Consider the following 12813-nt stretch of genomic DNA (forward strand, 5'->3'; position numbering starts at 1 on the left):
TCATTTTTATGGATTGAAGCGCGATTCAGGGCACGTGTAAATCGCGTGTTTTGGAAGGGGTTATTTCGGCGGTGTGACACCGCGCAAAAGCACATCAAGGCTCATGGCCATGACGGTGGCCGACTGCACCATGTCCTCGATGCCGACCCACTCGTCCGGCTGGTGCGCCAGGTCGAGAATGCCGGGGCCATAGGCAACGCAGTCATGCAGATGGCCGATGCGCGAAATGTGCTTCTGGTCATAGGTGCCGGGCGAAATGACATATTCCGGCTCCTTGCCGAACACTTCGCGAATGCCGGCGGCGATGGCGCTGGGTACGGGCGCGTCTTCCTCGGTCATCAGCGGCAGCACTTCCATCAGGTCGCGCATGGAATAGTCGAATTTCGGCCGTTCCTGCTTCAGGCGTTCGAGGATCGAGACGACTTCGCCCTTCACCTCGGAAATGTCCTCCTCGATGAGGAAGCGGCGGTCGAGCACCATGCGGCACGAATCGGCGACATTGGGTGAGGGCAGGCCGGGGAAGAAATCCTCCGTCTGGCCGCCATGGACCGAATTGATGTTGAGGGTCGAACGGCGCGCGCCCTCCGGCACGACGGGCATGCGGGTCTGCTTGGCGTCGAGGGCGGGGAAAAGCTCCTCCTCGAAGGCGTGAAGCAGGGCGCCCATGTGGCGGATGGCCGAATCGCCGAGGAACGGCATTGCCCCATGGGCGATTGCGCCGTGGGTTTCGATCTCCGCCCACCAGACGCCGCGATGGCCGAGGCAGATGCGGTCCTTGTTGAGCGGCTCGGGAATGATCACGTGATCGACGCGGGGCTTGGAGAAGAAGCCTTCGCGGGCCAGATAGGCGACGCCGCCAAAACCGCCGGACTCCTCGTCAGCCGTGCCGGAAATCTCGATGGCGCCGGGGAAATCCGGATAGATTTCCAGAAAGGCTTCTGCGGCGATGATGGAAGCGGCAAGGCCGCCCTTCATGTCGCATGCGCCGCGACCGAACACCTTGCCGTCGCGAACCACGCCCGCATAGGGATCAAGCGTCCAGCCTTCGCCGGCTTCCACCACGTCGATATGGGAATTGAAATGCACGGTCGCACCGGGGCTGCGGCCCTCGCGGCGGGCGACCACATTGGTGCGCGGATAACGGTCGGAATCACCCGGCGCGCCGACGCCCCGGATGAACTGTGTGGCAAATCCCTTCGCCTTGAGACGGCGTGCGATGTACTCGCAGCAGGGCGTGTAGGCGTCTCCCGGCGGGTTGACCGTCGGGAAGCGGATCAGATCGATGGTGAGGGCGACGAGTTCTTCCGTCCTGCGTCGTACGGCTAAGGCAAGCTGTTCATTCATGCGAGCAATAGAGCGATACGAAAGCGGCTTGGCAAGATGCTTCGCACGCGATTGTGAAGCCCCGGAACTTGCACGTTACGCGGGCGTGTAGTTCAATTTTAATCGGGAAGTTTGGGGTTTCGTTATGTTTTGAAGCTAAGCTTCTCAAGACTACGGGTAGAAACTTCACACATGCAGCGGGGGGCGCTCATGAAACGATTTTTCTTTGCTGTAGCCATTGCAGGCATGATTCTTTCTGGCGGCGTGGACCAAAGCTTCGCTGCAAGCCTGGTGGCTAAGGTCAGTGTATCCAAGCAGACCATGACGGTGATGCATCGCGGACGTGTCCTGCATCGCTGGCGTGTTTCCACGGCGCGGCGCGGTTATGTGACCCCGCGCGGGCAGTGGAGACCAAAGCGCATGCACAAGATGTGGCATTCGCGCAAATACAACATGTCGCCCATGCCCTATTCGATCTTCTATTATGGCGGTTATGCCATCCACGGCACGAATGCCGTCTCCAGGCTGGGAAGTCCGGCCTCGCATGGCTGTGTGCGGTTGCACACAACAAATGCGAAGCGGCTCTACGCGCTGGTGAAGAAGATCGGTCCGGGCAACACGCGAATCGTCGTGACGGACTGACGGGGATTACGGGGCTGACGGGGATGACGGGGAAGCGCAGGCGCGCTTCCGCTACATCTGCCAGCGTTTGTGGAACCACATCCACTGGCCGGGGTCTTCGCGCACCCAGCGTTCGACCACGTCGTTGAGCATCTGGGCGCTGGCCTCGATGTCGATGACGCCGTCGGCGTTGCGGGGCAGGGCGACCTTGTCTTCCACGATCAGGCGGTAGCGGCCGCCGGGCAGACGCTTGCAGCGCGCCGGGTAGACATCGCACTCATACTGCCGCGCAAGCTTTGCGAGCAGCGGATTGGTGCGGCATTCACGGCCGAAGAAGCGGGTCTTCACCCCCTTGCGGAATTTCTGATCGACCAGAACGCCGATATTGCCGCCATCGTCGAGAACGCGGGCAAGCTGGAGGGCTGCACCGGCCTGAGAGGGCACGAGCCCGCCCATGGCGCTGCGCCGGGTCTCGAGAATGTAGTCGGCGACAAACGGGTTGTTTGGCGGACGAAAGAGCGAGGTGGTGGTCAGATCGAAGCGGGCTGCGGCAATGGGCAGGAACTCGAAATTGCCCATATGGCCGGTGAAGAAGATGTGCGGGACACCCTTTTCCTCGCGCAGCCGCTTGAAGATCTCCACGCCTTCCACTTCGACGCGGCCGGGCGTCTCGGCTTCCGGGTCGAAATCGAACAGCTTGTCGAGAAACACGTATTCGACGGCGAGACGCGCCATGTTGCCCCACATGTCGCGGGCAATGGTCTCGATCTCGGCGTCGCTCTTTTCGGGATAGGCCTGACGCAGATTGTCGACGGCAAGGCGATGCCGTCCGACCTTGGGGCCGAATGTGCGCGCGACCCGGTCTGCCAGATTGAGCGCCTTTTCAGGCGGCAGGCGGCGCAGCAGCGCCAGAACGCCGATCACCAGTTTGGCGGTCAGCCAGTATTCCAGCGTCTTCAGACGCCTGCCGAGAAGGAAAAGAAAGCGCTTCATGCTGGATGGATCAGTCGACGCGCAGGATGATCTTGCCGAACACGTCGCGGCCTTCCATGCGGGCGAGCGCCTTGTCGATGTCGTCGAAGCTCACCTCGGTGTCGATGACCGGCGAAGCCAGCCCGCGCGCCATCTTCTGCATGGCGTCGGCCATGTTTTCCATGCGGCAGCCGAAGGAACCGAAGATCTTGAGCTGCTGCTGGAAGAGCTGCATCAGGTTCATGTTGGTGGAGACGCCGGAGGTGGAGCCACAGGTGACGAGACGGCCGCCGCGCTTCATGCACAGAAGCGAGCCTGCCCAGGTGTCTGCGCCCACATGCTCGAACACCACATCGACGCCGCGCTTCTTCGTGATCTTGCGCACCACGCCCTCGAAACGGTCTTCGCGGTAGTTGATGACGTGATCCGCGCCGAGTGCGCGGGCTTTCTCCATCTTGTCGTCGGAGCCGACCGTGGTGATGACGGTGCAGCCCATGCTTTTGGCAAGCTGGATGGCGGCGGTGCCGATGCCGGAGCCGCCGGCCTGGACGAGGATCGTCTCGCCGGGCTCAAGCTTCGCATTGTCGAACAGCATGTGCTCGACCGTGCCGAAGGTGACGGGTGCGACGGCTGCGCCGATCTCGTCGACGCCGGGCGGCGCGGGGACGAGGAGGCGGGCCGGCAAGTTGATCTTTTCCTGCGCAAAACCATCGAGATGGAAGCCATGAACGCCGGAGACGTGCTCACACAGATTGTCACGGCCTTCGCGGCAGGGGCGGCAGAGGCCGCAGGTGCGCGCGCCGTAGATGGAGACGAGCTGGCCGGGGAGCAGGTTGCTCACGCCGGGGCCGACCGTCTCGACCACGCCGGAGGCTTCCGCACCGACCACGAGCGGCATCTTGCGCTTGGCGAACGCCATGCCGCGCCAGCCCCAGACATCGATGTGGTTGAGCGCGACGGCGCGGATCTTCAGCGTCACTTCTCCCTGTCCGGGAGCGGGGGGCGGCGCAAGATCGACGGTTTCAAGCTTGCGGTCGGCGACGAGTTGAAGTGCGCGCATCATGTCTTCCGATGTTCTGGCTGGTGGTCTGTTTCCGGCATTTGCGTTCGATCCATTTCGGGGATGAGCGCCAAGGCTGGAAAAAGGAAGGCCACCGGCAAGTTTGCGTTTCCGGCGGAACGATCAAATTCGGCGTTCGTGGAGCGCGACACACCGCGCAGGCACCGAACGCCAAACGCATTCCACCGGTCTGAACCGGTCGATTAGACCGGTTCCCTGGCCATGACAAGGCAGGTGTTCTGTCCGCCGAAGCCGAACGAGTTGGAAAGCACGGTCGAAACCTGCGCCTCGCGCTTCACGTTCGGCACGACGTCGAGCTCGATGGCCGGGTCGGGCGTGTCGTAATTGATGGTCGGCGGAATGACGCCTTCGCGCATGGTCATGAGCGAAAAGACGGCTTCCACGGCGCCGGCGGCCGAGAGGGTGTGGCCGATCATCGACTTGTTGGACGAGATGGGCAGCGTCTTCATGCGCTCGCCGAAAACGGTCGACAGTGACATGTGCTCCATCTTGTCGTTTTCCTGCGTCGAGGTGCCGTGCGCATTGATGTATTCGATGTCTTCGGTCGACATGCCGGCGTCAGCGAGCGCGGCGCGGACGGCGCCGATGGCCGGAGAACCGTCCGGCTTGGACCGGGTGCGGTGGAAATCGTCGGCCTTTTCGCCGCAGCCGCTCATGATGCCGAGGATCTCGGCGCCACGGGCAAGGGCGCTTTCGAGCGATTCCAGAACCAGTGCGCCTGCGCCCTCGGCCAGAACAAAGCCGCTGCGGTCCTTGGAGAAGGGGCGCGATGCCTTTTCGGGATCGTCGTTCTGGGTGGTGAGCGCGGAAAGGAGCGAGAAGCGGATAAGCGCTTCGGCTGTCGCCGAACCGTCTGCGCCAATGGCGAGCGCGCGGTCGCATTCGCCGCGGCGGATCGCTTCCGTGCCGAGCTGAATGGCGGTCGCGCCCGATGCGCAGGCCGTCGACAGGGTGATGGGCAGGCCGCGCGTGCCGTAACGTTCTGCAAGGCGGTCGGCGATGGTGCCGAACTGGCTTTCCTCGAAGAGTTCAGTGGCGTGCGCCTCGCGGGCGGCTTCGATCAGCGAGGTGTTGCCATTGTGCTCGCGGGCCTTGGCGTAGAGCGCCAGGCGGTGATGCCAGTCAAGCTCCACCGGGGGCGCTGCAAGGAACAGGGGGCCGCCGAAATCGGACGCGGGAAGGCCCGACTGTTCGATGGCTTCCGCCGCAACCAGATCGGCAAGCTCATGGGTGTGAACGCTTGCGCCACGGGTGCTGGACGACAGGAAGTCGACCATGCCGGAAATGGTGGTGGCGAGATGGTCGATGGGAAAGCGCGTGATGGGATGGATGCCGGAACGGCCACTGATCAGCGCATCCCAGTTTTCCGCACGTCCCTGGCCGAGAGAGGTGACAACGCCCATGCCGGTGACGGCGATAACGGGTCTTCCAAAGCTGTCGGTCGTTTTCACGTGATCGCTTTCTCTAAATCTTCCGGCTCATAAACTTACGGGCCCGGGCCTTCCCGACTGTCGGGTCAGGCTTTGGTGATGAGCCCCATGCCCTCATAGCAGTGATAGCCGACGGCCGTTGCCAGAACGGCGTCGAGGCTGCCATCGAATGCGGCTTCGCGCTGATCGTCAAATGCAGGGTAGGCCTGTCCATGGTGAACGGCGAGCGCTGCAAGCGCCACGGCGAAGGGGAACTGCGCCTCCTTCATGTGGCCGGTGAGCGAGGAGAAACCACGCAGCGCCATGTTCTCGCGGCTGCCAAAGGCTTCCAGCTCGGCAGCGGTTGCCTCATGCGCGCCCGATGCGCCCGAGAGCGCCATGAGCGGTGCGTCGGGCAGCTCGAGCCGGTCGATCATTTCGGAAACGCCTGCGGCAAGCGGCTCCGCCTTGCGGCGGCTGCGCCGGGAAACGACGGGGCCGATGGCGGCATAGGCCTTGCGGCCGCGCTTTTCGGCATGCTCGCGCGATTCCAGAACCAGGAAGGCCGCGCCGGAGCCGGTGACCACGCCGCCGCCTTCGCCATTGGCGCGCTGCCAGACCGGCGCCCAGTCACCACGGTGCAGAAAGCCGCCGAGCTCGTAGGCGAGCAGCATGTCGGAATGCTCGGTCTGGAAGGACGCGCCCACCAGAACGTGCGAGGACTGGCCGGAGCGGATGCGGGCCGCAGCCGTCTCGATGGCCGAAACGCCAGCGCCTTCCTCGCCCATGAAGGTGCGGGACGAGCCGGTCACCTTGTGGACGATGGAAATATTGCCGGCGGCCAGATTGGAAAGCTGCGCCAGGAACAGGGTCGGGCGCAGCTCGGTCGTGAGCTTTTCGTTGAGAAGCAGATCATGATCGCTGCGCTCGAGCGATGCGGCGAGAATGCCCTCATCCACGGTCTCGTCGCGCTCGCCGCCACCGGCGGCCACAACCATATCCATGGAGGCGCAGAGCGCCTCGTCTCCCTTCATGTCGGCGTCATCGAGCGCCAGACCGGCTGCATAGGTGCCCAGGCGCTGCCAGGTCTCCATCTGCCGCTGATCGCCGCGGCGCGGGATCTGCTGACCCCAGTCGATCTCGGGAAGGGGGTGGATGGTGTAGGGCGCGAAGCGCTCCTTATCGAGCACGGGAGCCGGCGTGCCGGCTGTCAGTGCCTGCCAGTGGGCGTCCGCGCCCTCGCCAAGCGAGGAAACGATGCCCATACCGGTGATAACTACGTCGCGCGGGCTCATGCCTGCCTCTTCAACGATGCGGTGTCGGAAATGCGATCAGCCGGCCTTGGCGGCCACGAGGTCGTCGATCTTGGCGCACAGGTTCTTCATGACGAAATACTCTTCCGTCGAAACCTTGCCGTCATTGACTTCCTGGGTCCACTTCTCGAGCGGAACCTTGATGCCGAATTCCTTGTCGATTGCGAACACGATGTCGAGGAAGTCCAGGCTGTCGATGCCAAGGTCGTCGATCGTGTGGCTCTCGGGGGTGATTTTCTCGCGGTCGATCTCGCTGGTCTCAGCGATGATGTCAGCAACCTTGTCGAATGTCGTCACTTGGGGCCCTCAGGTCTGGGGAGATTCTTTTACAATTGGATGATCGGGGGTCTCTAATCGGTTTTTCGCGGCAGGAAAAGGGCTAAGGCTCCGGGCGATGCCGGTATCAGTTGAATTTGATCCTTGCCGAAGCGTGCAGATTGTCGCCTCCGCGTGACAAAATAATGGCCTCGCCCTCACGCGCCTGACCACCGATCAGCGCCTGTATGATCTCAAGATGGGTGATCATGATCAGGTTTCCGGATCCGGTGTATTCGTTGATTCGCTTCAGAATTTCAGCTTTCTGCTGTTCGAGCGCGGCATCGTCGGCCGGCAGGTCCAGAGCCTCGAAGATTTCGACCGGGCCTGCGCCGAAGGCCTGCGTGGCGGTGTCGCGGGCGCGGCAGTAGCGGCTGGTCAGCACCTTTTCGACCGGCGCGGCGCGTGCCTCGATCAGTGCGCCGATACGGCGTGCCTGCAGGCGACCGCGCTCCGAGAGGTTGCGCTGCGTGCCACAGTTCTCGATGTCGAAATTGGCCGGATCGCCATTGCCCGGTGCGATGGCATGCCGCATCAACACCACCTGACCGCCATTGCGCAACAGCGCCCAGCCGGCTTCCGTCGCCTGTGCTGGCAATACGCCGAGAAGAAGGGCGATGACGGCGAGCAATCGAAACATGTGGCAATCCTCAAAATATACTTCTTCTGAAGCATATAGGCATGTGGGGGCAGCTTGAAAGGTGCCTTGCCGTCGCTGCCCCGCCATGAGCCCCGGCGCATGGCGGCTGGGCGGCTGGGCGGCCGGGCGGCACGGAAACGGGGAGGCGCGCCTGCTGGGCCAGTTTCGCGCGCTGCTTGTCCAGTGGCTTTCCTTCCACCTGGGTTTGCGTCTAAAGAGGCTGCATGTCGCCACTTGTCGAAACTGTTGCCTTCGTCTTCGGTCTCGTCGCTTTCGGCTATATCTCCGGGTGGACCGGTTTGCTGAAGACGGAGACCGGCGAAGCGTTGAGTGAGTTTGCCGTCACCATTGCGGTTCCGCTTTTGTTGTTTCGCACCATGGCGGGGGCGGAGTTTGGCTCCAGCATCCCCTGGGCGCTCTGGTTCACCTATTTCAGCGCCGTCGGCGTTGCCTGGGTCGCAGGGCACTTCACCATCATGCGGTTTTTCGGCCGCGATGCGCGTGTCGGCGTGGTGGCGGGCCTGTCCACCAGTTTCTCCAACCTTGTTCTGCTCGGCATTCCCTTCATGCTCGGTGTTTACGGGCAAGAGGGGTTCGAGGTGCTGTCGCTGATCGTGTCGATCCACCTGCCGGTGATGCTGGGGGCATCGATCCTTCTGTTCTCTCTGGTCGGGCGCAAGGGAACGGGTGCAACCGGTATTGCCCGCGAGTTCCTGACGAAGCTTTTCTCAAGCCCGCTGATCCTGGGCATCGTCGCGGGGCTTCTGTGGCGCTTCTCGGGGCTTGAAATGCCCGCCCTTGGCACGCGTTTCGTGGATGCGCTGGCCAATGTGGCGGGGCCGGTGGCGCTGTTTGCCATGGGGCTTGGCCTGAACCGGTTTGGCATTACGGGCGATGTGCGTCCGGCCATCGTGATCGCGGCGCTGAAACTTTTCCTCATGCCCGCCGTTGCCCTCGGTGTGGCGCTGGCGGTCGGACTGCCGGCCTTCAGCGCGCAGGTTGCGGTGGTGGCGGCAGCGCTTCCCTCCGGGGTGAACCCTTATCTGATCGCCTCGCGGTTCGGCACCGGACAGGCTCTGGCGTCGAACGCGATGACCATCGGCACGCTCTTTGCCGTATTTACGACGGCATTCTGGCTGTCAGTGGTCCACTGGACCTATCAATAGGGCCAGACAGCCCCTAGTCGCTGACGTCTGGACCATTAGGTTGCCGCGCGAAACAAAAGGAGAAGCAAATGCTTCAGAAAACAAATCATTTCCTGCGTCAGGCGAACTTCATCGACGGAGCCTGGGTCAACGCGGATTCGGGGCAGGCCGTCGATGTCTTCAATCCGGCCAATGGCGAAAAGATCGGCACCGTGCCGCGTTCGGGCGGTGCAGAAACGCGCCGCGCCATCGAGGCTGCCGAAACGGCCTTCCATTCGTGGAAGAAGACCTCGGCGGCGCACCGCGCAACGCTGCTGCGCAGGCTGCATGACGCGATCATGGACAATCAGGACGCGCTGGCCGAACTGCTGACCATGGAGCAGGGCAAATCGTTTGCCGAGGCAAAGGGCGAGGTCGGCAGCTCGGCGGCCTATATCCTCTGGTATGCGGAAGAGGGCCGCCGGGTTTACGGCGATGTGGTGCCGTCGCCCTGGGCAGACCGCCGCATTCTCGTGACCAAGGAGCCGGTGGGCGTCATTGGCGCGATCACGCCGTGGAATTTCCCGTCCTCCATGCTGGCGCGCAAGCTCGGTCCGGCGCTGGCGACGGGCTGCACCGCCGTGGCGAAGCCTGCTTCGCAGACCCCTTATTCGGGCCTTGCCTGGGGCGTTCTGTGTGAAGAAGCCGGTTTCCCGAAGGGCGTGGTGAACATCGTCACCGGTTCGGCTTCCGAGATTGGCGACGAGCTGTGCGAAAACCCGCTGGTGCGCAAGATCACCTTCACCGGCTCCACCGAGATCGGCAAGCTTCTGATCCAGAAGACGGCCGGCACGGTGAAGAAGGTTTCGATGGAACTCGGCGGCAATGCGCCGTTCATCGTGTTCGACGATGCGGATCTGGACCGCGCGGTCGAGGGGGCGATTGCCGCCAAATATCGCAATTCGGGCCAGACCTGCGTGTGCACCAACCGCTTCTTCGTACAGGCCGGCATCTACGACAAATTCGTCGAGAAGCTTTCGGCGGCTGCCGACAGGCTGAAGGTCGGCTCGGGCCTTGAGGAAGGCACGCAGCAGGGACCGCTGATCGACGAGAAGGCTGTCGAGAAGGTCGAGGAACTGATCGCCGACGCCACCGGCAAGGGCGGCAAGGTGACGGCCGGTGGCGCGCGCCACGCGCTGGGCGGCTCGTTCTTCCAGCCGACCGTCATTTCCAACGCCAGCTCCGACATGCGTTTCATGCAGGAAGAGATTTTTGGCCCGGTGGCCCCGGTCTTCCGTTTCGAGACGGAGGAAGAGGCGATCAAGCTTGCCAATGACACGGTGTTCGGTCTGGCCTGCTACTTCTATACGGGCGATCTGGGCCGCGCCTTCCGTGTGATGGAAGGGCTGAAATACGGTCTGGTGGGCGTCAATGAAGGCATCATCACCACGGTGGAAGCGCCGTTTGGCGGCCTGAAAGAGTCCGGCATGGGCAAGGAAGGCGGCCATCAGGGCATCGAGGACTATCTCGACACCAAATATGTGTGCATCGGCGGCCTCGGCCTCTGAGCCACAATCGGCTGAAATTGAAAACCGGCGTCATCGACGCCGGTTTTTCTTTGCCCGTTTTTCGCGCCCGTTTTTCGTGTGGGCGCATGGATGCGACAACCCGGTGGTGGAACTGCGGTCAGGGCGCGGGTTATGTAGTGGCCTGGCAATGCTGGTGAATCGGAGGGACGACATGGCGGCGCAACGCGCGAACGGAAAACAGCGCCTCATTCTTGCAGGTGTTGGACTGCTGGTGGCTTCTGTCGCCATCTATGCGGCATTCCAGCTGTTTGCCCCGCCGCCGCCCGAAATGGATACTGCCTACAACACCGTGAGCCGTGATGGTCTCTATCAGGTGATGTTCGAGCCGGAGACGCAGCCGGTTCCGCTCAATGAGACCCATGACTGGGTGGTGGTGATCACCACGCCGGAGGGGGCTGCGGTCGAGGATGCGCAGATTTCCATCGATGGCGGCATGCCGGATCACGGTCATGGCCTGCCGACCGAACCCGAGGCCAGCGAGAATCCGGGCGAGGGGCGCTACCGCGTGGAGGGCATGCGCTTCAACATGGGCGGGCATTGGGAAATCCGCATCGGGATAGACGCCGAACCCGGCCTCGACGAGGCGGTGTTCAATCTGGATCTCTGACGATGGGGATGGCGCGACGCCTTTTCGTGTCGTTTGTCCTTGGCGGGCTTGTCGCGCTCGCCGGTTGCGATTCTTCCGAATTGAGCGAGGACGAGAAGGCAAAGATCGCGTCGCTTTCCATTGACGCGCTGGGGCCGTTGCCGCCGTCACCCGGCAACCGGTTTGCCGATCATCCGCGTGCAGCGGCTTTCGGGCAGCTTCTGTTCTTCGAGGAGGGCCTGAGCGGCGAGGGGAATGTCTCCTGCGCCACCTGCCACATGCCCGATCTGCAGTTTCAGGATGGTCTGCCGCGCGGTGTCGCGGTGGGCGAAAGCGACCGGCGCACCATGCCGCTGGCGGGCACGGGGTGGAATGTCTGGCAGTTCTGGGACGGGCGGCGCGACAGCCTCTGGTCACAGGCGCTGACGCCGCTGGAAGACCGGCGCGAGCATGCCGGCAACCGGACCGCCTTCGCACACTACATCGCGGCGACATATCCGGACGGCTATGCAGAGGTTTTTGGCGTGCTGCCGGAACTCGACGGGCTGCCGGCCAATGCCAGCCCGCTTGGCAATGAGGCCGAGCGCGCGGCCTGGGCCGCGATGGGCGAGGACGAGCGTGATGCGGTGAACCGGGTGTTCGCCAATCTGGGCAAGGCAATCGGTGCGTTCGAACGCACGCTGCACCCGCCTGAAACCCGCTTTGACCGGTTTGCGCGCGCCGTGGCGGCGGGCGAAGTGGCAAAGGGCGACGCCGCCTTCAGCGATCTGGAGCAGGAGGGGCTGAGGCTGTTCATCGGCAAGGCGAACTGCCTCGAATGCCACAACGGCCCGCGTTTCACCGACGATCATTTCCACAATACCGGCGTTCCGCCCGTCGCAGGGCTGCCGGACGATCTGGGCCGCGCCAAAGGCATGGCGGATGTTCTGGCCGATCCGTTCAATTGTCTTGGACCCTACAGCGACGCCGCCCCCGAGGCCTGCGAGGCGCTGCGCTTTATGCAGCGCGATGCGGCGGTGATGGAACGGGCCTACAAGACGCCGTCGCTGCGCGGGGCGGCCAGCAGACCGCCCTATATGCATGCGGGCCAGATCGACACGCTCGACGGGGTGATCGATCATTACAGCACTGCGCCGGAGGCAGTTTCCGGGGAAAGCGAGATTCGCGGCGTGGTGTTCACCGACCGTGGACGGCGGGCGCTGATCGCCTTTCTGAAGACGCTCGACGTTGAACCCGGCAGCGAGCCGATCAGCGGTCCCCCTAGCGATCCTTGACCGTCTCCATCGTCACGAAGGTGGATGTGCGCGCCACATGGGGCAGGGCGGAAATGCGCTCGCCCAAAATCTTGCGATAGCTGGAAATGTCGCGCGTGCGCACCTTGAGCAGATAGTCGAAACCGGCTGCCGTCATGTGGCACTGCTCGATCTCGGGAACCGCGAGAACGGCCTTGTTGAAGGCGGCAAGCGCCGATGAGCGGGTGTCTTCCAGCTCCACCTGAACGAAGGCGATGTGACCCTCGCCGATGCGCGCCCGGTCGATGATGGCCGAGTAGCCACGGATGTAACCATCCTTCTCAAGCCGGCGTAAGCGCGCCTGAACCGGGGTCTTGGAGAGCCCGACCCGGCGGGCCAGTTCCGCGATGGACAGGCGGCCATCCTTGGTCAGCGCGTCCAGTATGTTGCGGTCGATGCGGTCCACACGTTCTGTTGACATGGGAATTCCGTCCCTATGAGTGTTCTTGCTGCGATCAACATAGTCCATTTGAGCTGTCGACGGCAACTAATCAGCCCGATTGGCTGTTTTTGTTATGCTATGATCGCCCGAATGGCGGCGATGGGAG

The 12813-nt window shown here is 63.1% G+C and carries 13 protein-coding genes; 5 read left to right on the forward strand and 8 right to left on the reverse strand.

What is annotated here, in order from left to right; all coding sequences use genetic code 11:
• Positions 1 to 60 precede the first annotated feature (60 nt).
• A complete protein-coding gene (locus tag NDI72_RS10565) occupies positions 61 to 1344 on the reverse strand; it encodes an acetylornithine deacetylase/succinyl-diaminopimelate desuccinylase family protein (RefSeq protein ID WP_113155049.1) in 1284 nt (427 codons plus the stop codon).
• Between the two features lie 189 nt (positions 1345 to 1533).
• Here NDI72_RS10565 and NDI72_RS10570 point away from each other — a divergent pair, with 189 nt between their 5' ends.
• Entirely contained in the window at positions 1534 to 1965 is a 432-nt protein-coding gene (locus NDI72_RS10570; protein ID WP_113155050.1) for a L,D-transpeptidase, read from the forward strand.
• Between the two features lie 51 nt (positions 1966 to 2016).
• On the opposite strand, the gene NDI72_RS10575 is transcribed toward NDI72_RS10570, so the two are convergent.
• From NDI72_RS10575 to NDI72_RS10600, 6 genes are all read right to left on the reverse strand, one after another.
• Entirely contained in the window at positions 2017 to 2937 is a 921-nt protein-coding gene (locus NDI72_RS10575) for a lipid A biosynthesis lauroyl acyltransferase (RefSeq protein WP_113155051.1), read from the reverse strand.
• 10 nt (positions 2938 to 2947) lie between these two features.
• The gene (locus tag NDI72_RS10580; RefSeq protein WP_113156281.1) at positions 2948 to 3976 is read right to left on the reverse strand and encodes a zinc-binding dehydrogenase; all 1029 of its coding nucleotides are present in this window, start codon (positions 3974 to 3976) and stop codon (positions 2948 to 2950) included.
• A gap of 203 nt (positions 3977 to 4179) precedes the next feature.
• Positions 4180 to 5400, reverse strand: a complete 1221-nt coding sequence (locus tag NDI72_RS10585; protein ID WP_502888392.1) for a beta-ketoacyl-ACP synthase — start codon at positions 5398 to 5400, stop codon at positions 4180 to 4182.
• 113 nt (positions 5401 to 5513) lie between these two features.
• A complete protein-coding gene (locus NDI72_RS10590; RefSeq protein ID WP_206547664.1) occupies positions 5514 to 6701 on the reverse strand; it encodes a beta-ketoacyl-ACP synthase in 1188 nt (395 codons plus the stop codon).
• Positions 6702 to 6737: 36 nt separating this feature from the next.
• Positions 6738 to 7016: an acyl carrier protein gene (locus tag NDI72_RS10595; protein ID WP_007009717.1), complete on the reverse strand. Its 279-nt coding sequence runs from the start codon at positions 7014 to 7016 to the stop codon at positions 6738 to 6740.
• 106 nt (positions 7017 to 7122) lie between these two features.
• Positions 7123 to 7674, reverse strand: coding sequence for a histidine phosphatase family protein (locus NDI72_RS10600; protein WP_206547663.1), 552 nt, complete (start codon positions 7672 to 7674; stop codon positions 7123 to 7125).
• A 224-nt stretch (positions 7675 to 7898) separates the two neighbouring features.
• Between NDI72_RS10600 and NDI72_RS10605 the strand changes: the two genes are divergently transcribed.
• The 4 genes from NDI72_RS10605 to NDI72_RS10620 all read left to right on the forward strand — a co-directional run bounded on the left by NDI72_RS10605 (position 7899) and on the right by NDI72_RS10620 (position 12247).
• Positions 7899 to 8840: an AEC family transporter gene (locus NDI72_RS10605; RefSeq protein ID WP_283800445.1), complete on the forward strand. Its 942-nt coding sequence runs from the start codon at positions 7899 to 7901 to the stop codon at positions 8838 to 8840.
• Between the two features lie 68 nt (positions 8841 to 8908).
• The gene (locus tag NDI72_RS10610; protein ID WP_283800446.1) at positions 8909 to 10366 is read left to right on the forward strand and encodes an NAD-dependent succinate-semialdehyde dehydrogenase; all 1458 of its coding nucleotides are present in this window, start codon (positions 8909 to 8911) and stop codon (positions 10364 to 10366) included.
• A gap of 172 nt (positions 10367 to 10538) precedes the next feature.
• A complete protein-coding gene (locus tag NDI72_RS10615) occupies positions 10539 to 10994 on the forward strand; it encodes a FixH family protein (protein ID WP_283800447.1) in 456 nt (151 codons plus the stop codon).
• A gap of 2 nt (positions 10995 to 10996) precedes the next feature.
• Positions 10997 to 12247, forward strand: coding sequence for a cytochrome-c peroxidase (locus NDI72_RS10620; protein ID WP_502888391.1), 1251 nt, complete (start codon positions 10997 to 10999; stop codon positions 12245 to 12247).
• Here NDI72_RS10620 and NDI72_RS10625 read toward each other — a convergent pair.
• Positions 12234 to 12686, reverse strand: a complete 453-nt coding sequence (locus tag NDI72_RS10625) for an Lrp/AsnC family transcriptional regulator (RefSeq protein WP_113155057.1) — start codon at positions 12684 to 12686, stop codon at positions 12234 to 12236. The two genes, NDI72_RS10620 and NDI72_RS10625, sit on opposite strands and share 14 nt — an antisense overlap.
• Between the last annotated feature and the right edge of the window lie 127 nt (positions 12687 to 12813).

The sequence above is a fragment of the Nitratireductor sp. GZWM139 genome (assembly GCF_030068685.1).
Classification (GTDB): Bacteria; Pseudomonadota; Alphaproteobacteria; order Rhizobiales; family Rhizobiaceae; genus Nitratireductor; species Nitratireductor aquimarinus.